The 23,194-nt window shown below is 71.0% G+C and carries 22 protein-coding genes; 13 read left to right on the top strand and 9 right to left on the bottom strand.

Annotation, left to right across the window (positions count from 1 at the left end):
* Positions 1-14: 14 nt before the first annotated feature.
* Together ACWGIH_RS04830 and ACWGIH_RS04825 are read right to left on the bottom strand one after the other, a co-directional pair.
* Positions 15-449 (bottom strand): hypothetical protein, encoded by a 435-nt coding sequence (locus ACWGIH_RS04830; RefSeq protein WP_453443120.1) that lies wholly within the window; start codon positions 447-449, stop codon positions 15-17.
* A gap of 143 nt (positions 450-592) precedes the next feature.
* Positions 593-2,614 (bottom strand): ATP-binding protein, encoded by a 2,022-nt coding sequence (locus ACWGIH_RS04825; RefSeq protein WP_453443118.1) that lies wholly within the window; start codon positions 2,612-2,614, stop codon positions 593-595.
* Between the two features lie 282 nt (positions 2,615-2,896).
* Here ACWGIH_RS04825 and ACWGIH_RS04820 point away from each other — a divergent pair, with 282 nt between their 5' ends.
* On the top strand, positions 2,897-4,603 hold the full coding sequence (locus ACWGIH_RS04820; protein WP_453443214.1) for an ABC transporter ATP-binding protein: 1,707 nt from the start codon (positions 2,897-2,899) through the stop codon (positions 4,601-4,603).
* A gap of 59 nt (positions 4,604-4,662) precedes the next feature.
* Positions 4,663-5,214 carry a DinB family protein gene (locus ACWGIH_RS04815; protein ID WP_453443213.1) on the top strand — a complete coding sequence of 184 codons (552 nt, stop codon included), beginning with the start codon at positions 4,663-4,665 and terminating at the stop codon, positions 5,212-5,214.
* 155 nt (positions 5,215-5,369) lie between these two features.
* On the opposite strand, the gene ACWGIH_RS04810 is transcribed toward ACWGIH_RS04815, so the two are convergent.
* Complete coding sequence (locus tag ACWGIH_RS04810; RefSeq protein ID WP_453443116.1) at positions 5,370-6,035, bottom strand: TetR/AcrR family transcriptional regulator; 666 nt, start codon at positions 6,033-6,035, stop codon at positions 5,370-5,372.
* A gap of 132 nt (positions 6,036-6,167) precedes the next feature.
* Between ACWGIH_RS04810 and ACWGIH_RS04805 the strand changes: the two genes are divergently transcribed.
* Entirely contained in the window at positions 6,168-6,728 is a 561-nt protein-coding gene (locus ACWGIH_RS04805; RefSeq protein ID WP_453443114.1) for an NAD(P)H-dependent oxidoreductase, read from the top strand.
* A gap of 37 nt (positions 6,729-6,765) precedes the next feature.
* On the opposite strand, the gene ACWGIH_RS04800 is transcribed toward ACWGIH_RS04805, so the two are convergent.
* Positions 6,766-7,587, bottom strand: a complete 822-nt coding sequence (locus tag ACWGIH_RS04800) for a DUF1963 domain-containing protein (RefSeq protein ID WP_453443112.1) — start codon at positions 7,585-7,587, stop codon at positions 6,766-6,768.
* 205 nt (positions 7,588-7,792) lie between these two features.
* Here ACWGIH_RS04800 and ACWGIH_RS04795 point away from each other — a divergent pair, with 205 nt between their 5' ends.
* Together ACWGIH_RS04795 and ACWGIH_RS04790 are read left to right on the top strand one after the other, a co-directional pair.
* Positions 7,793-9,100, top strand: coding sequence for an MFS transporter (locus ACWGIH_RS04795; protein WP_453443110.1), 1,308 nt, complete (start codon positions 7,793-7,795; stop codon positions 9,098-9,100).
* Positions 9,101-9,110: 10 nt separating this feature from the next.
* Positions 9,111-9,575, top strand: a complete 465-nt coding sequence (locus ACWGIH_RS04790) for an SRPBCC domain-containing protein (RefSeq protein ID WP_453443109.1) — start codon at positions 9,111-9,113, stop codon at positions 9,573-9,575.
* A 3-nt stretch (positions 9,576-9,578) separates the two neighbouring features.
* Here ACWGIH_RS04790 and ACWGIH_RS04785 read toward each other — a convergent pair whose 3' ends face one another.
* The 3 genes from ACWGIH_RS04785 to ACWGIH_RS04775 are packed head-to-tail and all read right to left on the bottom strand — an operon-like array spanning position 9,579 to position 12,881.
* The gene (locus ACWGIH_RS04785; protein WP_453443108.1) at positions 9,579-10,268 is read right to left on the bottom strand and encodes a YoaK family protein; all 690 of its coding nucleotides are present in this window, start codon (positions 10,266-10,268) and stop codon (positions 9,579-9,581) included.
* Between the two features lie 52 nt (positions 10,269-10,320).
* Positions 10,321-11,844, bottom strand: a complete 1,524-nt coding sequence (locus ACWGIH_RS04780; RefSeq protein ID WP_453443107.1) for a carboxylesterase/lipase family protein — start codon at positions 11,842-11,844, stop codon at positions 10,321-10,323.
* Positions 11,841-12,881 carry an MBL fold metallo-hydrolase gene (locus ACWGIH_RS04775; RefSeq protein ID WP_453443105.1) on the bottom strand — a complete coding sequence of 347 codons (1,041 nt, stop codon included), beginning with the start codon at positions 12,879-12,881 and terminating at the stop codon, positions 11,841-11,843. The genes ACWGIH_RS04780 and ACWGIH_RS04775 overlap by 4 nt, the downstream gene beginning before the upstream one ends.
* A 132-nt stretch (positions 12,882-13,013) precedes the next feature.
* On the opposite strand from ACWGIH_RS04775, the gene ACWGIH_RS04770 reads away from it, so the two are divergent.
* On the top strand, positions 13,014-13,964 hold the full coding sequence (locus ACWGIH_RS04770; RefSeq protein WP_453443104.1) for a helix-turn-helix domain-containing protein: 951 nt from the start codon (positions 13,014-13,016) through the stop codon (positions 13,962-13,964).
* Here ACWGIH_RS04770 and ACWGIH_RS04765 read toward each other — a convergent pair.
* The gene (locus ACWGIH_RS04765; protein ID WP_453443103.1) at positions 13,961-15,265 is read right to left on the bottom strand and encodes an ROK family transcriptional regulator; all 1,305 of its coding nucleotides are present in this window, start codon (positions 15,263-15,265) and stop codon (positions 13,961-13,963) included. The two genes, ACWGIH_RS04770 and ACWGIH_RS04765, sit on opposite strands and share 4 nt — an antisense overlap.
* A gap of 188 nt (positions 15,266-15,453) precedes the next feature.
* Here ACWGIH_RS04765 and ACWGIH_RS04760 point away from each other — a divergent pair, with 188 nt between their 5' ends.
* From ACWGIH_RS04760 to ACWGIH_RS04745, 4 genes are all read left to right on the top strand, one after another.
* Complete coding sequence (locus ACWGIH_RS04760; protein ID WP_453443101.1) at positions 15,454-16,776, top strand: ABC transporter substrate-binding protein; 1,323 nt, start codon at positions 15,454-15,456, stop codon at positions 16,774-16,776.
* 41 nt (positions 16,777-16,817) lie between these two features.
* Positions 16,818-17,798 (top strand): carbohydrate ABC transporter permease, encoded by a 981-nt coding sequence (locus ACWGIH_RS04755; protein WP_453443212.1) that lies wholly within the window; start codon positions 16,818-16,820, stop codon positions 17,796-17,798.
* Entirely contained in the window at positions 17,791-18,687 is an 897-nt protein-coding gene (locus ACWGIH_RS04750; protein WP_453443100.1) for a carbohydrate ABC transporter permease, read from the top strand. Before ACWGIH_RS04755 ends, ACWGIH_RS04750 begins: the two co-directional genes overlap by 8 nt.
* Positions 18,688-18,779: 92 nt before the next feature.
* Positions 18,780-20,144 carry a GH1 family beta-glucosidase gene (locus tag ACWGIH_RS04745; protein ID WP_453443099.1) on the top strand — a complete coding sequence of 455 codons (1,365 nt, stop codon included), beginning with the start codon at positions 18,780-18,782 and terminating at the stop codon, positions 20,142-20,144.
* An 81-nt stretch (positions 20,145-20,225) separates the two neighbouring features.
* Here ACWGIH_RS04745 and ACWGIH_RS04740 read toward each other — a convergent pair whose 3' ends face one another.
* A complete protein-coding gene (locus ACWGIH_RS04740) occupies positions 20,226-20,672 on the bottom strand; it encodes an SPW repeat protein (protein WP_453443098.1) in 447 nt (148 codons plus the stop codon).
* A gap of 181 nt (positions 20,673-20,853) precedes the next feature.
* On the opposite strand from ACWGIH_RS04740, the gene ACWGIH_RS04735 reads away from it, so the two are divergent.
* Genes ACWGIH_RS04735 through ACWGIH_RS04725 form a run of 3 tightly spaced genes read left to right on the top strand, consistent with a single transcriptional unit; the run spans position 20,854 to position 23,170 of the window.
* Entirely contained in the window at positions 20,854-21,534 is a 681-nt protein-coding gene (locus tag ACWGIH_RS04735) for an ABC transporter permease (RefSeq protein ID WP_249591883.1), read from the top strand.
* Complete coding sequence (locus ACWGIH_RS04730; RefSeq protein ID WP_453443096.1) at positions 21,531-22,211, top strand: ABC transporter permease; 681 nt, start codon at positions 21,531-21,533, stop codon at positions 22,209-22,211. The genes ACWGIH_RS04735 and ACWGIH_RS04730 overlap by 4 nt, the downstream gene beginning before the upstream one ends.
* Positions 22,208-23,170, top strand: a complete 963-nt coding sequence (locus tag ACWGIH_RS04725; RefSeq protein ID WP_453443095.1) for an ABC transporter substrate-binding protein — start codon at positions 22,208-22,210, stop codon at positions 23,168-23,170. Before ACWGIH_RS04730 ends, ACWGIH_RS04725 begins: the two co-directional genes overlap by 4 nt.
* Positions 23,171-23,194: the final 24 nt, after the last annotated feature.

The raw sequence follows: 23,194 nt of genomic DNA, 5'->3' as shown, positions 1-23,194 counted from the left end.
GCGCGCGACCGGGCTCAGCGCACCGTCACGAAGACGACGGGCGAGATGGCGCGGCCGCCGACGATGCGCAGGGCGTTGCGGCCCTTGAGGCCGAGCTTGACCCGCATCTTGTAGGTCCCGTTGCGCGCGGTGTACACCGAAGCGGGCAGCGACACCCAGCGCTTGCCCTGCTTCTGCTGCAGCGTGACGCGCGTACCGGGACGCATGTTGCGGCCGACTCCGTAGATGTAGAAGTTCTGCCACGCGCGCACCTTGGCCGTGGTCGACTTCGCCGTCAGTGTCGGCCGCGGGGCCGCGGCCTCGACGGCTCCGGCCACGGAGGAGAGGTGCGGGCTCACGGCGCCGGCACCGGGCGCCGCGGGGCCCGCCAGGACGGCCAGGGCCGCGATGCCCGCCACTGACGTGTACTTCACCGACGCGTACTTCAGCTTCAACCGGTTCAGGGGCAACTTCTTGTCTCCATCTGTCCGTTGGTTTCCCGCTCGGACCCGGCTGCGCGAAGGCTCGCTTCCTGGTCGAACCATGTGTAGACCCCGGGAAGATGAACGAATCAGAGGAACAGGTCTCTTTTGTGTAATTTGACCCAAGTGCCTCACGTGCCCGGTGGATTCCACCCGCACGGCGGCGTCCACTCGACCGCGCCGGTCGCGGGACCGTGTTCGATCGCGGTGATCAACTGGTGGACCGAGGCGGCACCGAGCGGCCCGGCCACGGACACGACTCCGGCCAGAGCCTTGTGCGCCCGGCGCCAGGCACTGCTGTGCCGACCGCGCAGATGCTCGACGAGGGCGTGGGCGTACTGCGTCATGGAGCGCGCCCATATGTCGTGCCGCGTCTGCGTGCCGGCCGACGCGCGGCGGACACTGTGCAGGGCGTCGGCCGGGCGGACGCGCGCCTGCGCCACGGCGAGCCCGGCCCAGCTGACCGCGGCGGGCGGGCCGTGGTCGGCGTGGACGGGGACGGTGTGGGCGGCCTCCCGCAAGTGCACGATGGCGCGTTCCGTCTCACCGTCGCGCAGCGCGATGATGCCTTGTACGTGGGCGACCCGGCCGATGGTCGCGTCGTCCCCCGAGAGCACGGCGACCCGCCAGGCCTGGCCGAGCAGTTCCTCGGCCTCCGGCGCGCCCGTGCAGGCCGCGAGCCAGCCGGCCAGCCACAGGGCCTGGCCGCGGCTCACGGTGTCCGCGCACCCGAGCGGCAGCAGCCGCCGCAGATGCTCGCGCCCCTCGGCGGCGTGTCCGCAGACCGCCCACCAGAACCACAGGTCCACGACCAAGCCGAGGGCGGTCGCACTGTGGTCGGCACCGGCCGGACCGCACTCCAGCGCGGTCCGGAGGTTCGGTTCCTCGTCACGCAGCAGCAGGGTCGCCTGCTCGTGCCGTCCGGTGCTCCACAGCTGGTGGGCGGTGGAGGCCACGGTGCGGTACCAGTCGAGATGGCGGGCTGCCGCCGCGGTGGACTCGCCCGCGGATTCCAGGCGTTCGGCGCCGAAGCCGCGGGCCGCGGCGGGCAGCCGGTAGCGGGGCTGCAGCACGCCACCGGGGTCACGCACGGGTTCAAGCACCGAGGCCAGGGCGAGGCGGGCCAGGCAGGACGCCACCCGCGTCCGGTCGAGTCCGCCGCCCGCGCACACGTGGACGGCGGCGTCCTCGTCGAACTCGCCAGGGAAAACGCTGAGCCGCGCCCAGACGCTGCGCTCGTCCTGCCCGCACAGCGCGTAACTCGCGCCCACGGCGGCCCGCAAGGAACGGTGGCGCCGTACGGGCGCCTCCGGCCTGCCGAGCCAGCCCTGGGTGAGCCGCAGCAACTGCGCGAGCCGAGCCGGCGGATGCAGGACGGTCTGCGCCGCGGCGAGCTCCACGGCGAGCGGTACTCCTTCGAGCCGTGCGCAGATGTCACTCACGGCGCGCAGTTCGGCTTCGTCGGGGGCGGCCGGAGGGGGCGGGGAGTGGAGGTCGGTACCCGGGGCCGGCCGCGCGTCCGTGCGGTGACGGGCCGCACGCGCACGCTCCATGAACAGCTCCACCGCGGGCCCCGGTTCCTCCTCCGGGCCGGGCGCGCCGACGGGGAGCGGCCTGAGGTGCAGCACCAACTCCTGGCCCAGGCCCAGCGGCTGCCGCCCGGTGGCGAGAACGCGTACGCCCGGCGCACGCAGCAGCAACGACTGCACGAGGCGTACGCACTCGTCACGTACGGGATCGAAGTCGTCCAGCACGACGAGCACCCGGCGCTCGTGAAGTCGCGCGATGAGTTCCGCTTCACCGACCGGGCCCCGTGCCCCGGCACTCTGCCCGCCTCCGGCAGGGGGTGCGTCAGGCTCATGTCCGGCGACGACCCGCACCCCGCCCGGCTCCCCGTCCATGGCCTCGACCACTGCCCGTGCCACCGACTGCCCCCGCGCGGGGCCGCCGTCCCACCAGCGCACGACGACCACGCCGTCCGTCAGTTGGCTGCCCACCGCCGCCGCGGCGTGTGCGGCGAGGGCGCTCTTGCCGACCCCCGGGCCGCCCGTCACTGTCACCAGCCTGCTCCGGGCCAGCAGGCGACGCAGTCCGGACAGCTCATCGGCCCGGCCCAGCAGGCCACCCCCGCGCACACGCACTCGCCCTGTCATCCCCTTCATTCCCGGGCCCTTCCATGCCGTGAGCCCTGCCGCCCGCCCCACGCCACACTCGCCCTGCAGAATCGTCTCTGCAATGAATTCGACAGATCCTCTAACTTCGTGTCCGGATCTGGGTTACGGGCCGAAGGTCCGGGCCGCCGCTCAGGCAGATCAGCCGTCACCGGCGTCCTGTCCCACGTGACCAAGGACGCGCCGGAGCAACCGGCCCACCAGAAGCCGACGCCGGAGAGACCGGGGCAGGAGCGGCTTTCCGCGGGGGAGACCTGGCGGGCGCTGTACCGCTACTTCCGCCCGCACCGCTGGATCGTCGCGCTCGGCGCCCTGTGCACACTGATCGGCGCCGCGACCGGCCTCGCCCAGCCGCTCGCCGCGAAAGCCCTGGTGGACCGGCTCGGCAGCGACGACTCGATCACCGGGATCATCGTGCTGCTCACCGCGCTCGTGGTGGTGGGCACCGCCATCGAGTCGATCGGCGCGTACGTCCTTGAACGCACCGCCGAATCCGTGGTGCTCGCGGCCCGGCGCACCCTGATCGGACGGCTCCTGCGCCTGCGTCTGCCGGAGGTGGAGCGCACCCAGCCCGGCGATCTGATGTCCCGGATCACCTCCGACACGACGCTGCTGCGCGCGGTCACCACCCAGTCCGTGGTGTCCGCCGTCGCGGGCGGACTCACGTTCATCGCGACGATCGTGATGATGGGCCTCATGGACGTCGTCCTGCTCGGCGTCACCCTCGGCGTGATCGTGCTCATCGGCGGCGCGGTGGCCCTGGTGATGCCGAAGATCGCGCGGGCGACCGAGCGGGCGCAGGAAGCGGTCGGCACGATCTCGACGGCGCTGGAGCGGGCGTTCGGCGCGTTCCGCACGCTCAAGGCGTCGGGTGCCGAGGAGCGCGAGACCGCCGCCGTGCGTGCCGCCGCGCAGGAGGCCTGGCGGCACGGGGTGCGTTCCGCCAAGTGGCAGGCAGTGGCGTGGAGTTCGGTCGGATTCGCGGTGCAGGTCTCCTTCCTCGCCGTCCTGGGCATCGGCGGCGCCCGCGTCGCGTCCGGCGCCATCTCGGTCTCGACGCTCGTGGCCTTCCTGCTCTTCCTCTTCTACCTGATCGACCCGGTCTCCCGGCTCGTCGAGGGCGTCTCGCAGTACCAGGTGGGCTCGGCGGCCATCGCGCGGATCGTACGGGCCGAGCGCCTGGAGACGGAGGACGTCAACGGGCCCGCCACGGACGCGGGGCGGCGCGGTCCCGCCGCCGTGGCCTTCGAGGACGTGACCTTCCGCTACCGGGAGGCCCTTCCGTACGTCCATCACGGCGTGAGCTTCGACATCCCGGGCCCCGGCATGACCGCCTTCGTCGGCCCTTCCGGCGCGGGCAAGACCACCGTCTTCGGCCTGCTCGAGCGGTTCTACGACGCCACCGGCGGCCGCGTCCTGGTCGACGGCCGCGACGTGCGGGAGTGGCCGCTCGCCGAACTGCGCTCCGTCATCGGCTACGTGGAGCAGGACGCGCCCGTTCTCGCGGGCACCTTGCGCGAGAACCTCCTCTTCGGGGCGCCAGGAGCGTCCGACGACGAGATACGGGACGTCCTCGTACGCGCGCGGCTCGACGTACTCGTCGACCGGTTGCCGGACGGTCTGGAGACGCTGGTCGGGCACCGCGGCTCCCAGCTGTCCGGCGGCGAACGCCAACGTGTGGCCATCGCGCGGGCGCTCCTGCGCAAGCCCCGCCTCCTGCTCCTCGACGAGGCGACCTCGCAGCTCGACGCGGTGAACGAACTGGCCCTGCGTGACGTGGTCGCCGAGGTCTCCCGTGAGGTGACGGTCCTCGTCGTGGCGCACCGTCTTTCGACGGTGACGCTGGCCGACCGGATCGTGGTGATGGACGCGGGGCGGGTCCGCGCGTCGGGCACCCATGAGGAGTTGGTGGCGGCCGACCCGCTGTACGGGGAGCTGGCGGCGACACAGTTCCTCGCCACGCCGGCATGACTGACCGGCCGCCGGAAATGGCTGGCCCCGGACATGACACCCAAGGTTGGATGGCGGGCATGACCAGCGGGCGCAGACGTGCGGAACTGTTCGTGGACGAAGAGCGGGACGGCCGGCTGGCCGGGCCCACCACCGGCGACGAGCGGCGCATGCTCGTCGAGTTCCTCGCGGCCCAGCGCACCACGCTGGAGCTGAAGTGCGCGGGCCTGGAGGCCGAGTTGGCCCTGCGGTCCGTGGAACCCTCCACGCTCTCGCTGCTCGGTCTCGTCCGGCACCTCGCCGACGTGGAGCGCCGCTGGTTCCGGCGCGTGCTCGCCGGCCGGGAGGCGCCGCTCCTCTTCGGCTCGGACGCCGACCCTGACCAGGACTTCGACGGTGCTGTCGCCGATCCGGCCGTCATCGCCGCGGCGTGGGAGGCCTGGCGTGCCGAGGTGGCGTTCGCCGACCGCCTGGTGGCCGAAGCGCCCGACCTCGACATCGAGGGCGACGACGGGTGGCGAGGAACGGTGTCGCTGCGCTGGGTGCTCATCCACATGATCGAGGAGTACGCCCGGCACAACGGCCACGCCGACCTGCTCCGCGAGCGGATCGACGGCGCGATCGGCGTGTAGGCGAAACCCCCTCGCGTGGACAGACCCGCTCGTGTGGACAAGGCCCCCTTATGTGGTCGGTGACCGCGTCTGCCCGTCCGCCGACGCCTTGCCCGACCCGTCCGCCGATGCCTCGCGTGACGGGCGCGCCGCACGCCCTCCACGGGGCGGCGGGATCAGGCCGGTGAGGGCGGTGGCGTCACAAGGCGGGTGACGAGGTCGTGCCACCCGGCGTCCAAGCGGTCGAGCGGCATGCCGCGCTCGACGGTGAGGTGATGCACCAGGACGCCGTCGACCGATCCGAGCAGGGTGTGCGCGAGGAGTTCGGCGTCGCCCGCGACGCCCGCCTGGCGCAGCAGCATCGTGACGTGCGTGAGGCGCAGACGGTTCGCCGGGACGGCGTAGGTACGCAGCGGGTCGGTCCGCGAGGACAGGATCAGTTCGTGGTGGTCGCGCTCGTGGCGGATCAGGGCGGGCCCGAACGCGTGCAGGCGCTCCAGAGCCGGGGCGTCGGGGCCCAGCGGGGCGGGGCCGGAGAGGAAGGCGGCCTGCAACTGCTGCTCGCGGTGGTCGAGCAGGGCGACCAGGAGCCCGGTGCGGTCGCCGAAGCGCCGGAAGACGGTCCCTTTGCCGACCCCGGCCGCCGTGGCCACCGCGTCCATCGTCAGCTGCGCGGCGCCGCAGCCTGCCATCAGCTCTGAGGCGGCCTCCAGCAGCCGTGTGCGGTTGCGCGCCGCGTCGGCCCTGAGCGACGGCGGCTCGCCCACCGGGGTGAGGGCGAGCTCGGCCGTCCCGCCCGGTCTGTCGGGCGAGGGGAGAGGCGGGAGCACGGAGCCGGTCATGACCCCAGCGTAGCGCCCCGAGGCGCTAAGTGGACCGCGGTCCGGATAGGTGGTACAACTTTAAACGGACCCCGGTCCGCTTGATTCGTAGCCCCCTTGTGAGTCCCGCCCCCTCTTTTCAGGAGTTCAGCCATGTCTGTACGCATCGTCGCCCTCGTCGGCAGCCTCCGCGCCGGCTCGCACAACCGCCAGCTCGCCGAGGCCGCCGCCAAGCACGCGCCCGCCGGTGTGGACGTCGAGCTGTTCGAGGGCCTTGCGGACGTGCCCTTCTACAACGAGGACGTCGACGTCGAGGGCAGCCTCCCGGCCGCCGCGGCCCGCCTGCGCGAGGTGGCCGGGAGCGCCGACGCCTTCCTCCTCTTCTCGCCGGAGTACAACGGCACCATGCCCGCCGTGCTCAAGAACGCGATCGACTGGCTGTCCCGCCCCTTCGGCGCCGGTGCGCTCAACGGCAAGCCGGTGGCCGTCGTCGGCACCGCCTTCGGCCAGTACGGCGGCGTGTGGGCGCAGGACGACGCGCGCAAGGCCGCCGGCATCGCGGGCGGCGTGGTCGTGGAGGACGTCAAGCTGTCCATCCCCGCCTCCCTGACCCGGTTCGCCGAGCTCCACCCGGCCGACGACGCCGAGGTGGCCACGGCCCTCACCGAGGTCGTCGCCCGCCTCACCCAGCAGGCCGCGCCCGCCGCTGCCTGACACTCGTGCGATGCCCGGCCGGGCCGTCCCGGTCGGGCTACGCGCAGTCGACGCGGTAGGTGTTCGGGCGGCCCGGGCAGGTGAGGCACTCGAAGAGGTAGATCCCGCCCATGTCGCCGAACATCATCCCCGCGTGTTCCTGGCGCACCCCGCGGTCCTCGACAGGAGTCCAGGCCCGCGAGGATTCGGCATCGCCCTCGTCGCTGTCGAACGTCAGCAGATGTTCCATCGGCCGCCCGCACCGCGTGCAGGCCGCGGGCTGCGGGTCCTGACCCCAGCCGGGATACCCGCCAAGCTTCGTGCCCGGAGCGGTGGAGAGGTGGTACTGGTAATCCCAGCCGGTCTCCTTCTCCACCTGCTCGAACCGCCCCTCCAGCGCATCCCAGATCGGGTCCGCGAGGTCCCAGCTCGGATACTCCGTCACCCGTTCCGGATGGACGACACAGGGGCGCGGCACATAGTTCTCATGCCGCTCCGCGGGCACCGCCGGAGCGTCGAGCACCTGCCGCACCTCGGCCGCCGCCCGCCACCGGACGCGGGGGACGACCCACGGACCGTCGCTGTGCCGCCGCGGGCACCACAGCACCTGGAGCACGTCGCACCCCTCCGGGAAGACGACGACACCCGGGACGTCGGCCCGGTAGATCTGCGCGACGGCCACCATCGGCGCCCCGCCGTGCTCATCGCACACCGGCCAGGGTTCCCGCGCGGGCCAGAGCAAGGGACCGCCGACGGAACTCTCGCGATACGTCGGGTCGCCCGCACGCGGATGGAGCCGCACCGCCTCCTTCCTGAAGCGCACGACCTCGGGAAAGAGCCGCTCCACGCCCAAGGGGCGCGGCGGCGTGCGGCGGGTCATGCGCCGAGGGTACGCGGGGCCCGGGAAAAGCGATTCCATGGCCGCGTGGCCGACGAGTAGCCTGCCAACGCCGCCTACCCCTTGGAGAGTTGAGATGGTCGGTCGCCGAAGCGCGCGTTGACGTCGTGGGTCGTCATGGCCCGTCATCGCGTGCTGCCCGTGAGCTGCGGCACCGCGTCACCTTCTCTGCCTCAAGGGGCTCTTCGTGCCGTCCGCTTCTCGTGCCGTTTCCGCGCGCCACCGGTCCAGCCTGTGGCGTGACGCCGACTTCCGCAGACTCTGGTCGGGGCAGACCGCCTCGCAGCTCGGGGCGCAGGCAGGTCAAGTGACGCTGCCGCTCGTGGCCGTGCTGGCGCTCGACGTCGGCGCCGGTCAGCTCGGCGCCCTCCGCGCGGTGGAGCAGACCCCGATCCTGCTCTTCTCGCTCTTCGCCGGGGCGTGGGTGGACCGGCGGCGCGCCCGCGACGTCATGGTCGTCGCGGACCTCGGGCGTGCCCTCGCGCTTGCCGCGGTCCCCCTCGCGTACCTGCTCGGAGTGCTCGGGATTCCGGCGCTCCTCGTGGTCGCCTTCCTCGTCGGCGTCCTCAGCGTGTTCTTCGACGTGGCCTATCAGGCGTCGCTGGTACGGCTGTTGAGGCGCGAGCAGTTGCTGCGCGGCAACAGTGCGCTCGAAGGCAGCAGATCCGCCGCACAGATCGGTGGGCCGGCGCTCGGCGGCGCCCTCGTGTCGCTGTTCTCCGCGCCGATCGCCACCCTGGCCGCCGCGTTCTCCTTCGCGGTGTCCTTCGTGTCGATCCGCCGCATCCGCCGCCAGGAAGTACTGCCCGAGCGGGCTCCGTCCGACAGACCGCCGCGTGTCGGGCGACAGATCAAGGAAGGTCTCCGCTTCGTCGTCAGCCATCCGTCGTTGCGGTCCGTGGGGATCGCCTCGGCCCTCTTCCAGTTCTCGTTCGCGGCCGTGATGACCGTCTACCTGCTCTTCCTGCCGCGCGAACTGCACCTGTCGGGCATGGCGGTCGGCCTGGCGCTCGCCGCCACGGGCCCGGGCGCGGTGGTGGGTTCGCTGCTCTCGGCGCGGCTTCCGGAGAGGTTCGGATACGGCAGGGTCGTGGTGGCCTCGGCGGTACTGGCCGACGGCGTGATGCTCTGCGTGCCGGCCCTGCACGGGAACACGACCGTCACCATCGGCTCGCTCATGGCGATCAACTTCGTCTTCGGTGTCTTCGGTCAGTTGGTCAACGTCACGCTCATGGCCGTACGACAGGCCATCACGCCCGTGCCGATGCAGGGGCGCGCCGTCGCGACCATCAACTTCGTCGGCATGGGCCTGACGCCCGTCGGATCGCTCCTTGGCGGATTCCTGGCCGGTGCGTGGGGTCCGCGCACGAGCCTGCTCCTGACCGCCGTCTGCCTGGCGCTGTCCCCGCTGTTCATGGCCTTGTCCCCGCTGGCACGCCTGGGGCGCCGCCTTCCGCAGGAGGACGGCCTCCCGCGCGAGCGGCCGGCGCCCTAGATTGGCCCGCATGTACTCGACACAGGTGTCCGGGCATGTGAACGCCCCGCGTGCGGCCGTCTATCGGGCGCTGCTGGACGCGGACGCGATCGCCCGCTGGCGCGTCCCGGACGGCATGAGCAGTCACGTGCACGCCTTCGACGCCCGTGAAGGCGGACGCTTCCGCGTCTCGCTCACCTACGACGGGCAGTCGGGCACCGGCAAATCGGCCGCGCACACCGACACGTACCACGGCCATTTCGCGAAGCTCGTACCGGACGAGCGGGTGGTCGAGGTGCTCGCGTTCGAGACCGAGGACCCCGGCCTGGGCGGCACGATGACGATGACGACCACACTCACCGACGCGGACGGCGGAGGAACCGATGTCCTGGTCCGCCACGAGGGCATCCCGGACAGCGTTCCCGCCGCCGACAACGAGACCGGGACGCGCATGGCGCTGGCGAACCTGGCCCGGCTCGTCGAGAAGGCGCGGTAGCGCTCAGCCCGCACGCGGCGCGGTCGCGCCCGGCAGGGCCGCCACCAGGGTCACGGCCGCGAGCAGCGCGAGCGCGGGCGCCAGCGCGGCGACCGTGCCGTGGTGGATCTGCAGCAGCCCGCCCACGAGGGCGCCGGCGAACATCGCGGCGACGGACACGGACCTGCGTACGGACGCCGGGCCGAGCCGGTCGGAGGCCAGGCCGGTCAGGGTGCGCGTCAGGACTGTGGTGGTCAGGTCGGGTACGGCGAGCTTGCCGACCACGGCGTTCTGCAGCCCCATGCCGAGCGCGAGCAGCACGATCAGGGCGTGCCTGGCGTCGGCCGCGAGGTCGAGCAGCAGAGCCGCCGCCACCAGCACGGCGTGCGCGCCGACGAGGAGCGCGAACAACCGCAGCGGCCGCGCGACCCGTGGCGAGATCCGGCCGCCCGCCCACGCGCCCGCCACGAACGCGGCGACCGCGAGGAGCGACGCGGTCGCCGAGAGCTGCACGTCACCGGCGAGCGCGAAGCCGAGGAAGACCACATTGCCGGTCATGTTGGCGACGAAGACACGGTCGAGGCCCAGATAACTGACGGCGTCGACAAGACCTGTGACAAAGGTCAGCACGACGAGAAGCGGGGGCAGCACGCCGTGGTGGCCCTCGGTGTCGGGGAAGAGGAAGGCGGCGGCCCGGGCGAGCAAGGAGTTCATACCGTTTCTTCGGCAGGCACAGGCCCCCGCCCGACCCGCGGGTGCCAGCCGCTCACCGCCTCCAGGCCCGGCGGATGTCACCGCGCGGATCTTCATGGACCGTCCAGCGACGGCCGATGACCGTCGTGATCCGGCGACGGGTGTCGTACGGAGCCCAGCCGGGATCGCCGTCGCGGGCGAAACGGATCCAGGCGGCGTGCATGCGGGGAGCCAGGTCGCCGGGAGGACTGCCGGGGCCGAACAGGGCGTGGTGGCCCTGTAGCCGGGTGGCGTCGAGACCGAAGACGAAGGGGAGTTCCATCGTGTGGGTGGCCCCTAGCAGTCCGTCGAAGGCACGGGAGCGCCAGTCGAACCGGTAGCTGTACGTGGCGCCGGACGACCGCTCGGCGTGAGCGTCGGCCAAGGCCCAGCTCCCCTTGCCGAACAGCGCGTCGCCCAGGACGGCCGAGCGCAGCCGCCCGGGGGAGGCCCCGGGGTGCGCGGCGCGGTAGGTGTCGACGAGCAAGTCCGGGTCCGGGTGGGAGAGGTGGGCCGCGGCACGGACGTCGGCCGCCGTCGAGTCGGCGTAGGCGCCGGAGGGGACGAGGTAGAGGTTGCCCTCATCCGCGTTGGTGCCGATGAGGAGATCGACGTCGGAGCTCCCTGTTCCGGCGGCGACGGCGTCGGCGGGCTGACGGTCCGCGACCACGCTGAACGGACTGAGCCCGAGCAGCGGGTCGTACGCGGTCGGGGTCCGCAGGTCGATCCCGCCGAGACCGGCCATCGCCTCGACCAGGCGCGTGTCGGGGACGGCCTCGAAGGCGTCGGCTCGGGGCGCGATGCCCAGGGCCGCCGCTGCCGCCCGCGTCACACGGGCGGCCTGTTCGGGCGAAAAGGCGCCGAGGCCGCTGCCGCTCTGCACGATGGCGCGCCGCACGAGCCCCCTGCTCTCCGGCGCGGCGATGACGGCACCGGTGAGGGTGGCGCCGGCGGACTGGCCGAACAGCGTCACCTGGTCGGGGTCACCGCCGAACGCAGTGATGTTCTCCCGTGTCCAGCGCAGGGCGGCGAGGACGTCGAGGAGGCCGCGGTTGCGCGGCGCTCCCGGCAGGTCGAGGAAGCCGCTGATCCCCAGGCGGTAGTTGACGGTCACCAGGACGACACCGCTGCGCGCGAAGGCGGTGCCGTCGTACAGGCCCGCCCGGGTCGAACCCGCCACGAAGCCTCCGCCGTGCACGAAGACCATGACCGGCAGGGCCTGGCTGGGGCGGACGGGGTCGTCGGGGGCCCATATGTCGAGGGTGAGGTAGTCCTCCCCGGGAACCCAACCGGGCCCGAAGTAGGGCGACATGTCGATGGCGCCCAGGTTCCGCTCGGCCTGCGGCGCGGTCGGCCCCGCCGCCGTCGCGTCCCGCACGCCCTCCCACGGGGCGTGCGGCTGAGGCGCGGCGAAACGGCCGGTGCGGGCCGGGGGCGCCGCGTACGGGATGCCGCGGAAGACCGTGAAACCCTCGTGCCGGGCGCCGGCCACCGCTCCTTGCGCGGTGATCACGGTGCTGGTGCCGGTCCCGGTCCCGGGGCGGTGCTCGGTGGTCATGCTGTCGTCACCTGTCCCTCGCGTGCCACGTGGTGCTCAGTTCCCTCGTGTCCGTCGTGCTCCTCATCCCCGTCCGTCCGCGGGTACGGCGTGAAGGGCGCCCACCCCTTGATGGCGAACGCGCTGCCCGAGCGTTCGACTTCGGCGGCGCCGTGGCCTCCCAGATGCGCGGGAACGACGAGCGCGTTGTGGTCCGCGGCCCAGCCCAGGATCCGGCGGCGCGTGGCGCGGGCGCCGACGGGATCTTCGCAGAAGCAGCTGTTGTGGTCCGGGTCGACGAGTTGGACGGGGCTGTGCAGCAGATCGCCCACGAAGACCGCGCGGTCCGTCCCGCTGACGAGGGTGAGAACGCTCGATCCCGGGGTGTGGCCGGGGGCGGTGTCCAGGCGCAGACCGGCGTCGATCCGGTGGCTTCCTTCCCACAGGTGCACTTGGCCCGCGCGGTGCACGGGGGTGACGCTGTCCTCGAAGACGTTCTGGTTGCCGCGGCCGAGCAGCGGCTTGTGGCCGTTCTCGGGGTTCCAGAAGTCGTAGTCGTCCTTGGGCAGCAGGTAGGTGGCGTTCGGGAAGGTGGGGACCCAGTCCCTGCCGTCCAGGCGGGTGTTCCAGCCGACGTGGTCGACGTGCAGATGCGTGTTGATCACGATGTCGACGTCCTCGGGCGCGACGCCTGCCCGTGCCAGGCCCCCCAGGAAGTCGGTGCGCAGGTGACTCCACACCGGGGAGTACGGGCGCTCCTTGTGATTGCCGACGCCCGTGTCGACAAGGATGGTCTTCCCTTCACTGCGCAGCAGCCAGCTCTGGACGGCGGAGTTGACGAGGTTCGTCCGCGGGTCGAGGAAGTGCGGCGGGTGCCAGGCGGCGTCGTCGCGCCAGGCGCCCTCCGGGGCGGTGGGGAGGAACTGGCCGGGCGTCATGCCGACGGGGCCGTAGTACTCCTTGATGCGCGTGACGGTGACGTCTCCGAGTTCGATCTGATGCGTCTGGTCCCTCTCGGCCTTCTCGCTCTTCCGGTCCTTCTGGTCCCTCTGTGTCATCGATTGCTCCGGAATCGGGGGCGGGTGTCGGAGCACCACCGTCGCCGGGTCCGCACAGGTCAGCCAGACCCGCCGCTGCCTACCCCGGACAGGGTCAGGCTGCGGCGCGGGCGCCCATGCAGACTGGGGGACATGAGCGAACGCGGCCGGCTCGGCGACTTCCTGTACGCACGACGTTCACAGCTGCGTCCCGAGGACGTCGGCCTCAAGGACTACGGCGACCGACGGCGTGTGGCGGGCCTGCGCAGGGAGGAGCTTGCGCTGCTCGCCGGGGTCAGCGCCTCGTACTACACGCGGCTGGAGCAGGGGCAGTCGCTGGGAGCCTCCCCGGAGATCCTGGACGCCGTGGCGCGGGCCCTCGGCCTCGACGAGTCGGAGCGGCGGCATCTGCACGACCTCGCCGACGCCGGCAGGCGGCGGGCCCCCGCGGGCCGCCCGCGGCCCGAGCAGGCCGGGGCCACCACGCTCGATCTGCTGAGCACCCTGGAGAGTGTGCCGGCCCTGGTCAGCGGGCGTCGCGCCGACGTGCTCGCCTGGAACAGGCTGGGCCACGCGCTGTTCGCGGCGCACGTGGACCCCGACAGCCCGCAGCGGGCTGCCGAGCGCCCCAACCTCGCCAGGATGCTCTTCCTCGACCCGCACACCCGCGCGTTGTACGCCGACTGGACGGCGAAGGCCAAGGCCGTCGTCGCGAACCTGCGGATGGTCGCGGGACGCCACCCCGATGACACGCTGCTGACTTCGCTCATCGGTGAACTCACGGTCAAGAGCCCTGAGTTCGCCGCCATGTGGACCGGCCATCAGGTGCGCCCGTGCGACTTCGCCCGTTACGAGATGCGTCATCCCCTGGTCGGTACCCTCACCGTGACCCAGCAGAGCCTCAACCTCCCCCAGGCGGCCGACCAGCACCTGGTGCTCGCCGTCACCGAGCCGGGCTCACCGTCGAGGGAAGCCGTGGCTCTCCTCGGGCAGGGCGTCACCGCCGAGGACCAGCCGCGCGCCGACGGTGAGCGGGTCGAACGCCGCGTCCGTCGCGAAGCGGGCCGACCGGGTGCGGCACACGGCTCGGGAGGGCGGTCCTAGGAGGGGCTGCGTCCCTCCAACGCCGTCTGCCAACCCGGGAGTTCGGCTTCCCGTGCCGGTGCGGCGCGGCGCCCGCCGCGGGCGAAGAAGTCGGCCAGGGGCAGCGTCGCGGCGCCGACCGTCACCGCGTCCGGGCCGAGGCGTCCCAGGTCGATGGTGACGCGCCCCGCCGGGTAGGACAGGGCGTAGGTCGGGATGTACCGCTTCACCGCGCTCAGGAAGCGCTGCCCGAGCTGGAGTCCGGCCCAGCCGCCGACGAGGATCCGCTCCGGCTGGAAGAGGTTGATCAGGTCGGCGAGGCCCGCGCCCAGGTACTCGGCGGTCTCTTCGAGCACCGCGAGCGCCGTCGGATCGGCCGCGCCACCGCCCTCGGGGTAGGCGGCGTCGAGCATGGCGGTGAGCGCGCTCTCCTCGTCCGTGCCCTTGGGCGGGACCCCACCCGCCTCCTGCCACCGTTCGAGCAGCGCCTCCGCACCCGCGTACGCCTCCAGGCACCCCAGGGCCCCGCACCGGCACCGTCTGCCCTGCACCCGCACCGTGAGGTGCCCCCACTCAAGGGCGCGGCCCTGCTCCACGTCCTCGGTGACGACGCACGCGCCGACACCCGAACCGAACAGGACCACCACCGCGTTGCGCGTCCCGCGCCCGGCGCCGAACCACATCTCCGCCTGGCCGAGCGTCTTGGCGCCGTTGTCGATGAAGTACGGTACGGAAGCGGGGAGTTGGGCAACGCTCCGGCCGGTCTCCCGCAGCAGGGATTCCAGCGGGACCGCGTTCCAGCCGATGGTCTGGCCGTGTACGACGGCACCGAGTTCGCTGTCGCGCGCGACGATGCCCGGTACGCCGATCCCGACGCCGAGGAGACCCTCCTCCGTGGCGCCCCCGGCGCCGAGCACTTCTCCTATCCCGTCGCGGATGAGTTCCGTGATGCCGCCGACGTCGTGCCCCTTGAGGGTCAACGGCCGCTCCGCGCGCGCGAGTTCGGACAGGGAGAGGTCGAAGAGCTCGACGCGTACGCGGGTCTCGCCGACGTCCACGCCGATCAGCTGACCGCGGCCGGGCGCGACCCGCAGCAGCGTACGCGGGCGTCCGCCGTCGGACTCCACGCTGCCGGCCTCCTCCACCCACCCCTCCGTGACCAGTTCGGCCACGACATTGCTGATGGAACCTGAACTCAGTCCGGTGGCAGGGCCGAGCGTGAAGCGGCTCATCGGCCCTTCGAAGTACAACCGCTGCAGTACGGCGGCGCGGTTCTCCCGCCGCAGGTCGTGCACCGTGCGCCCGTTGCGCTGCCCAGCCATGTGGTTCCTTCCGGCCTGCTCTGCCTCGAAGTTGGTTCTGTGTGACCCCTTGACGGTATCTTCCCCGCCGGTTTAACTCACGTCCTAAATTAAGTCATGAGGTCATTCAAGAGTTGAACACAGCGCCGGATCGGTCCGGTGTTGGGCCATCCGCCCCATGACTCCCTCCGGAAGGGACACCTGGAGCCATGCGCAGATTCCGAGCCGCCGCCTCCGTCGGCGCCGTCACTCTCTCGCTCGCCCTCACCGCGACCGCCTGCGGCGGCGGTTCGACGACGGGCGGCGAGGGGTCCAACGACTCGCCGAAGACGCTGACCTACTGGGCGTCGAACCAAGGACCCAGCATCGAGGCGGACAAGAAGATCCTCAGGCCCGAACTCGACAAGTTCGAGAAGAAAACGGGCATCAAGGTGAAGCTCGAGGTCATCCCCTGGTCGGAGCTGCTCAACAAGATCCTGACCGCGACGACGTCGGGTCAGGGGCCGGACGTCCTGAACATCGGCAACACCTGGAGCGCGTCGCTGCAGGCCAGTGGTGCCCTGCTGCCGTGGGACGAGAAGAACTTCTCCAAGATCGGCGGCAAGGACCGCTTCGTGGAGTCCGCGCTCGGCTCGACGGGGGCGGCGGACAAGGACCCGGCCGCCGTGCCGCTGTACTCCATGGCATACGCCCTCTACTACAACAAAAAGATGTTCAAGGAGGCCGGCATAGAGAAGCCGCCCGCCACCTGGGACGAGCTGGTCGAGGACGGTAAGAAGATCTCCAAGGGCGGCAAGTGGGCCCTGGGCGCGGAGGGGGCGAACCTCTCCAACAACATCCACCAGGTCTTCGCGCTCGGCAAGCAGCACGGCGCCGACTTCTTCACCCCGGACGGCAAGCCCGACTTCACCTCCTCCGGCGCGGTCGCGGCGGTGAAGCAGTACGTCGACATGATGGGCAAGGACAAGATCATCGCGCCCGGCAACGCCGAGTACGCGCAGAACCAGTCCCTGAGCGACTTCGCCAAGGACAAGACGGCGATGGTGCTGTGGCAGGCGGCGGCCACCACCTTCAAGTCGCAGGGCATGAGCGACGACGACTGGGGCGTGGCGCCCGTGCCCGTCGAGTCCGGCGCGCCGGGCCAGGGCAAGGCCACCAACTCCATGGTCGCCGGCATCAACATGGCCGTCTTCAAGAACACCAAGAACATCGACGGCTCGCTGAAGTTCGTGAAGTTCATGACGAGCGACGCCGAGCAGAAGATCCTCTGCACGTCTTACGGCTCGGTGCCGCCGGTCAAGGCCGCCCAGGAAGACCCCGCCTTCGACCGTCCCGAGCTGGAGGTCCTGCGCGACACCCTCGCCAAGAGCGCCGCGCCCCTGCCCCAGGTGGCCAACGAGTCGCAGTTCGAGACCGCGGTCGGCACCGCCGTCAAGAATCTCTTCGCGAACGCCGCCGCCGGCCGGGCGGTGACCACCGCGTCGGTGAAGGCCGAACTGGTCAAGGCTCAGCAGCAGATGTCCCAGCAGTGAGTGGCACGACTGTGACCACTGGAACCACTGGCACCACGACCATCGTCGAGAGCGCGGGGGAGCCGTCGGTGAAGGCCCCGGAGGGGAAGCGCGGACCGGGCCGCCGTCCCGGTCGGCTCCGTCGCATCGGCCTGCCGTACCTCCTGCTGCTCCCCGCCCTCTTGCTCGAACTCCTCGTCCATCTGCTGCCGATCGTCGTCGGCATCGTGATGAGCTTCAAGGAGCTGACCCAGTTCTTCATCCGCGACTGGGGCGCCGCGCCCTGGTCCGGCCTGGACAACTACAAGATCGCGGTGGACTTCGACGCGCCGGCGGGCGAGGCGCTGCTGCACTCCTTCCTCGTCACCTGCGCGTTCACGGTGCTCTCGGTCGGCCTGTGCTGGCTGATCGGGACGACCGCCGCGATCTATCTGCAGGAGACGTTCAAGGGCCGGGGCTTCCTCAGGGCGCTCTTCCTCGTCCCGTACGCACTGCCCGTGTACGCGGCGGTGATCACCTGGGGCTTCATGTTCCAGCGTGACAACGGCCTCATCAACCACGTGCTGCACGATCAGCTGGGCCTCACCGACAGCGCGCCGTTCTGGCTCATCGGCGACAACAGCTTCGTCGCGCTGCTCACCGTCTCGGTGTGGAAGGGCTGGCCGTTCGCCTTCCTCATCCTGATGGCTGGCCTGCAGAACATCCCCAGGGACATGTACGAGGCTGCGGCGCTCGACGGCGCCGGCATGTGGCAGCAGATCCGCCGCATCACGCTGCCGTCCCTGCGCCCCGTCAACCAGGTCCTCGTGCTCGTCCTGTTCCTGTGGACGTTCAACGACTTCAACACGCCGTACGTCCTGTTCGGCAGATCGGCGCCGGAGGCCGCGGACCTGGTCTCGATCCACATCTTCCAGTCCTCGTTCGTCACCTGGAACTTCGGCACCGGCTCCGCCATGTCCGTCCTGCTGCTCCTGTTCCTGCTCGTGGTGACGGGCGTCTATCTGGGGGTCACGTCACGCGAGAGGAAGTCCGCTCATGTCTAGCGCCCGCACGGCCGTGCGGCCGAGCGGGGCCGCGAAGCCCCGGTCGCCGATGGCGGCGCCCCGCTCGTTCCTCTGGTCACGGCGCATCTTCCTGACGCTGCTCACGGGCTTCGTGCTCCTGCCGGTGTTCGTGATGGTGTCCAGCTCGCTCAAGCCGCTCGAAGATGTGTCGGGCAAGTTCCGCTGGATGCCGAGCGGGCTCACCATCCGCCCGTACATCGACATCTGGAACACCGTCCCGCTGGCCGAGTACTTCATGAACTCGCTGATCGTCGCGGGCGCGGCCACGGTCTGCTCGGTGGTGATCGCCGTCTTCGCCGCCTATGCCGTCAGCCGTTACCAGTTCCGCGGCAAGCGCGTCTTCACGGTGACGGTCCTGTCCACCCAGATGTTCCCCGGCATCCTGTTCCTGCTCCCGCTGTTCCTGATGTACGTCAACATCGGCAACGCCACGGGGATCGCTCTGTTCGGCTCGCGGGCCGGGCTCATCATCACCTATCTGACGTTCTCGCTGCCCTTCTCGATCTGGATGCTGATCGGGTACTTCGACTCGGTGCCGCGCGACCTGGACGAGGCGGCACTCGTCGACGGCTGCGGGCCGATCGGCGCGCTCTTCCGGGTCGTCGTGCCCGCCGCGATCCCCGGCATCGTCGCGGTCGCCGTCTACGCGTTCATGACCGCATGGGGAGAAGTGCTCTTCGCCTCCGTCATGACGAACGAGTCCACCCGCACCCTCGCCATCGGCCTGCAGGGCTACTCCACCCAGAACGACGTCTACTGGAACCAGATCATGGCCGCCTCGCTGGTCGTGAGTGTGCCGGTGGTCGCGGGCTTCCTCCTGCTCCAGCGCTATCTGGTCGCCGGCCTCACCGCCGGAGCCGTCAAGTGACCGACCCCCTTGCCGCCACCACGTCGGTCCTGTCCGGCCCGTCCGGCCCGTCCGCCCCGTCTGTCCCGCCTGCCCCGTCTGAAAGGACGTCCGTGTCCGAGCTCATCGACCTTGCCGCACTTCCGCACGACTTCGCGTGGGGCACGGCCACATCGGCGTACCAGATCGAGGGGGCCGTCACCCAGGACGGCCGTTCCCCCTCGATCTGGGACACCTTCTCGCACACCCCCGGAAAGATCGACAACGACGACCACGGCGACGTGGCCTGCGACCACTACAACCGCTGGCGCGATGACATCGCGCTGATGAACCAACTGGGCACCAACGCCTACCGGTTGTCCCTCGCCTGGCCGCGCATCGTGCCCGGCGGCGACGGACCGGCCAACGCCAAGGGCCTCGACTTCTACGACCAGTTGATCGACGGCCTGCTTGAAGCGGGCATCACGCCGTCGGTGACCCTCTACCACTGGGACCTGCCGCAGGTCCTCCAGGACCGCGGCGGCTGGCCCGAGCGGCAGACCGCCGAGCACTTCGCGGCGTACGCGTCCATCGCGGCCGAGCGCTTCGGCGACCGCGTCACCCAGTGGGCGACGCTGAACGAACCCCTCTGCTCGGCCTGGATCGGTCACCTCGAAGGGCGGATGGCCCCAGGCCTGACGGACCTGACCGCCGCCGTACGCGCCTCGTACCACCTGCTGCTCGGGCACGGTCTCGCCACCCAGGCCATCCGCGCCGCGGCGCCCGGCGCGCAGATCGGCATCGTCAACAACCTCTCCACGGTCGAGCCCGCGAGCGACCGCCCCGAGGACGTGGCCGCCGCCCGCCGCGTGGACGGCCACACCAACCGCTGGTGGCTCGACCCGGTCCACGGCCGCGGTTTCCCCGCCGACATGCAGGAGGTCTACGGGGTCGAACTGCCGGAGCGCGCAGGTGACTTGGCGACCATCGCGCAGCCGCTCGACTGGCTGGGCCTGAACTACTACTTCCCGGCCGTGGTCTCCGACGACCCCGCGGGTCCCGCGCCCTACGCCCACCAGGTGCGCCGCGAGCATGTTCCCCGCACCGGCATGGACTGGGAGATCGACGCGAGCGGCATCGAGACGCTCCTGCTGCGCCTGACGCACGAGTACGGGGCGCGCAAGCTGTACGTCACCGAGAACGGCTCGTCCTACCCCGACGTCGTACGCCCCGACGGAACGATCGACGACCCGGAGCGCACCGACTACCTGGTCCGCCATCTCGCCGCCTGCGCGAGCGCGGCCCGCAAGGGAGCACCCCTGGCCGGGTACTACGCGTGGTCGCTGCTCGACAACTTCGAGTGGGCCTACGGCTACGACAAGCGCTTCGGTCTTGTGCACGTCGACTACGAGACGCAGCGCCGCACCGTCAAGGGCAGCGGTCTGCGCTACGCCGACATCATCCGCGGCCACCAGGGGCGCGTGAGCCGCGCGGCCTGACGGGCTCGCACGACTGACGGCGGCTCCCGGCTCTCCGCCGATCCGGGGGCCGCCGCACTGGTGTGGCTCCGCCTTCCCGCGTCAGGTCGTGTTCGTCCTGCGGCCCTCCTTCGCCGCCGCCGCGGTGCACACGAGGCCAAGGAGGAGGGTGAGTCCGCCGATGATGATGTTGGTGAGGATGACGCCCATGTCAGGGCTCGTGCCGACGACCCACGGCGACACGATCATCCACACGCCCATGGCGCACATGGCCCAGCTCAGGCTGTACATCCTGGCCGGGGCGACGGTGAAGCCGAGACCCAGCAGGCCGATCGCGATGCCCATGATGAGGTTGTGGGTCGCGAGGACGGGCTGGCTTGCGGTGAAGTGGACCACCCATGGGGAGATGGCACAGAAGAGACCCGTGAGGAACACGGGCCCGTCCACGAGTGCCACATCGTGTCCACCGAGTACGCGGGCGTATCGATCCCGCATCTCCGATACATCAGGGTGAGCGGCTATGTCTCCCCTGTGTGAGACGTCGGCCATGAGACTCGTCTCCTCTGCTCCGTGCAGGCCTGATCACCTCGCGCGGCGGGATGTCGCGCATATCCATTCTGCGCTTATTTTTTCTTTATGTGTAGTCGAGGGTGCTTTCTGACCGGGCGGGCGCCGCCCGTACGGGGGACCAGAACGCGCCGTCGCGCGCCCCGCCCGCTGGAATGAACGAGTGACCGCGCCCCCGGACGACTGCCTCGCGCGCAACGAGTGGATCTGCGGCGAGTATCTGAGCACCCGCCGCCAGATCATCGTCGACGCGGTCCTCCAGCACCTGGAGCTGACCGCCGTCTCCGTCCTCATCGCGCTCGTCATCGCCGTGCCGCTCGCCGTCGTCGCCCGTCGCTGGGCCCTCGCGGCCGGTCCCGTCCTCGCGTTGACCACGGTCCTCTACACGATCCCCTCGCTCGCGATGTTCTCGCTGCTGCTTCCCGTGTACGGCCTCTCCGCGTCCCTGGTGGTCGCGGGGCTCGTCCTGTACTCCCTGACGCTGCTCGTCCGCAACATCCTGGCCGGTCTGCGCGCCGTCCCCGAGGACACCCGGCAGGCCGCCCGCGGCATGGGCTACGGGCCGATCCGGCTGCTGCTCACCGTCGAACTGCCGCTCGCGCTGCCCGCCGCGATGGCCGGCCTGCGCATCGCCACCGTCTCCGCCGTCTCCCTCGTCACGGTCGGCGCGATCGTCGGCTTCGGCGGACTCGGCAACCTCATCTACGCGGGCATGAACACCTACTTCAAGGCTCAGGTCCTGACCGCGTCCGTGCTGTGCGTCGTCATCGCCGTACTGGCCGATCTGCTGCTCCTGGGTGTACAGCGGATCCTCACCCCGTGGACGAGGGCGGTCCGCTCATGAACACCATCAGCGACGCCTGGCAGTGGCTCACCGACTCGGCGCACTGGGCGGGCGACGACGGCATCTGGCACCGGCTCACCCAGCACCTCGTCCTCACCGTGGTCTGCCTGATCCTGAGCTGCCTGATCGCACTGCCGGTCGCGCTCGTCCTCGGCCACCTAGGCAAGGGCGGCGCGCTCGCGGTCAACATCTCCAACGTGGGCCGCGCGGTGCCGACCTTCGCGGTCCTCGTCCTGCTGCTCCTCACCCCCATCGGACAGTGGGGCGAGGGACCCACGGTGGTGGCGCTCGTCCTGTTCGCCGTGCCGCCGCTGCTCACCAACGCGTACGTCGGGATGCGCGGGGTCGACCGCAGCGTCGTCCAGGCCGCGCGCGGCATGGGGATGACGGGACGGCAGATGCTGTGGCGGGTCGAACTGCCGCTCGCGATGCCACTGATCCTCAGCGGGGTGCGGATCGCGGCCGTGCAGCTCGTGGCCACCGCCACCATCGCGGCCCTCGCGGGAGGCGGGGGACTCGGCCGGATCATCACGGCCGGCTTCAACCTGGCGAGCACCCCGCAGGTGGTGGCGGGGGCGGTCCTTGTCGCCGTCTTCGCCCTGATCGTCGAGGGACTCTTCGAGATCGGCGAACGGCTCGCTCCCGGCCGGGCGCGGGGGAGAGGGCGGACGGGATGACGCGACGCGCGGTGCGTGGGGCGAGGCTGGGTGCCGCGGCCGGTCTCGGTCTGGCCCTGCTCCTGTCCGGCTGTGCCTCGGGGCCGTCCCTGGAGACCCAGGGCGAGGTGACCGCGCCACCCGGCGACAGCCGTCACCTGGTCGTCGGCTCCGCGGGATTCACCGAGAGCGATCTGCTCGCCCAGATGTACTCCCTGCTCCTGAAGAAGGCCGGATACGGCGCCGAGATCCTCTCCGTGGCCAACCGCGAGCTGTACGAACCCGCCCTGGAGTCCGGCCAGATCGACGTCGTCCCTGAGTACGCGGCGACGTTCGCCGACTGGCTGAACGCCAAGAAGAACGGCGCGGACGCGAAACCGGTCGGCTCGCCCGACCTGGACGCCACGATGAAAGCCCTGCGCGGCCTCGCCGCCCCACGCGGCCTCACCGTCCTCGACGCGGGGAAGGCCGTGGACCAGAACGCGTTCGCCGTCACCGCGTCCTTCGCCGAGAAGCACCACCTCAAGACACTGAGCGACCTCGGCAAGTCCGGCCTGAAGGTACGCCTCGCCGCGGGTGACGAATGCGTGCAGCGCCCGTACTGCGAACCCGGTCTGAAGAAGGTCTACGGCATCGACATCACCTCCGTCGATCCCAAGGGCGTGGGCACGACACAGGCCAAGAAGGCCGTGCAGAGCGGGCAGGACCAGATGGTCCTGACCACGTCCACGGACGCCACGCTCGACAACTTCGGCCTCGTCCTGCTCAAGGACGACAAGAAGCTCCAGAACGCCGACTACATCGTCCCGGTCGTCAACCGCTCCCGCGCCGGCAGCGAGGGCGTCGCGAAAGCGCTCGGCCGCCTCAACTCCGTCCTGACGACGGCGGACCTGGCCTCCATGAACGAACAGGTGGACAGCTGGCGCAGACTGCCGCAGGACGTGGCACGGACGTACTTGGAGGAGAAGGGGCTTCTGTGAGGCCCGCCGGTCTGCTGTGATGCA

Source organism: Streptomyces sp. NPDC054872, assembly GCF_053610705.1.
This window is presented reverse-complemented; position numbering and strand designations above follow the sequence as displayed.

Excerpts from the sequence above, each read along its gene's own strand:
- ACWGIH_RS04750 (WP_453443100.1), top strand. The coding sequence starts at position 17,791 with ATGTCTAGCGCCCGCACGGCCGTGCGGCCGAGCGGGGCCGCGAAGCCC.
- ACWGIH_RS04780 (WP_453443107.1), bottom strand. The coding sequence starts at position 11,844 with ATGACCACCGAGCACCGCCCCGGGACCGGGACCGGCACCAGCACCGTG.
- ACWGIH_RS04775 (WP_453443105.1), bottom strand. The coding sequence starts at position 12,881 with ATGACACAGAGGGACCAGAAGGACCGGAAGAGCGAGAAGGCCGAGAGG.
- ACWGIH_RS04825 (WP_453443118.1), bottom strand. The coding sequence starts at position 2,614 with ATGACAGGGCGAGTGCGTGTGCGCGGGGGTGGCCTGCTGGGCCGGGCC.
- ACWGIH_RS04810 (WP_453443116.1), bottom strand. The coding sequence starts at position 6,035 with ATGACCGGCTCCGTGCTCCCGCCTCTCCCCTCGCCCGACAGACCGGGC.
- ACWGIH_RS04730 (WP_453443096.1), top strand. The coding sequence starts at position 21,531 with ATGAACACCATCAGCGACGCCTGGCAGTGGCTCACCGACTCGGCGCAC.
- ACWGIH_RS04800 (WP_453443112.1), bottom strand. The coding sequence starts at position 7,587 with ATGACCCGCCGCACGCCGCCGCGCCCCTTGGGCGTGGAGCGGCTCTTT.
- ACWGIH_RS04740 (WP_453443098.1), bottom strand. The coding sequence starts at position 20,672 with ATGGCCGACGTCTCACACAGGGGAGACATAGCCGCTCACCCTGATGTA.
- ACWGIH_RS04805 (WP_453443114.1), top strand. The coding sequence starts at position 6,168 with ATGTCTGTACGCATCGTCGCCCTCGTCGGCAGCCTCCGCGCCGGCTCG.
- ACWGIH_RS04790 (WP_453443109.1), top strand. The coding sequence starts at position 9,111 with ATGTACTCGACACAGGTGTCCGGGCATGTGAACGCCCCGCGTGCGGCC.
- ACWGIH_RS04815 (WP_453443213.1), top strand. The coding sequence starts at position 4,663 with ATGACCAGCGGGCGCAGACGTGCGGAACTGTTCGTGGACGAAGAGCGG.
- ACWGIH_RS04785 (WP_453443108.1), bottom strand. The coding sequence starts at position 10,268 with ATGAACTCCTTGCTCGCCCGGGCCGCCGCCTTCCTCTTCCCCGACACC.
- ACWGIH_RS04725 (WP_453443095.1), top strand. The coding sequence starts at position 22,208 with ATGACGCGACGCGCGGTGCGTGGGGCGAGGCTGGGTGCCGCGGCCGGT.
- ACWGIH_RS04760 (WP_453443101.1), top strand. The coding sequence starts at position 15,454 with ATGCGCAGATTCCGAGCCGCCGCCTCCGTCGGCGCCGTCACTCTCTCG.
- ACWGIH_RS04770 (WP_453443104.1), top strand. The coding sequence starts at position 13,014 with ATGAGCGAACGCGGCCGGCTCGGCGACTTCCTGTACGCACGACGTTCA.
- ACWGIH_RS04765 (WP_453443103.1), bottom strand. The coding sequence starts at position 15,265 with ATGGCTGGGCAGCGCAACGGGCGCACGGTGCACGACCTGCGGCGGGAG.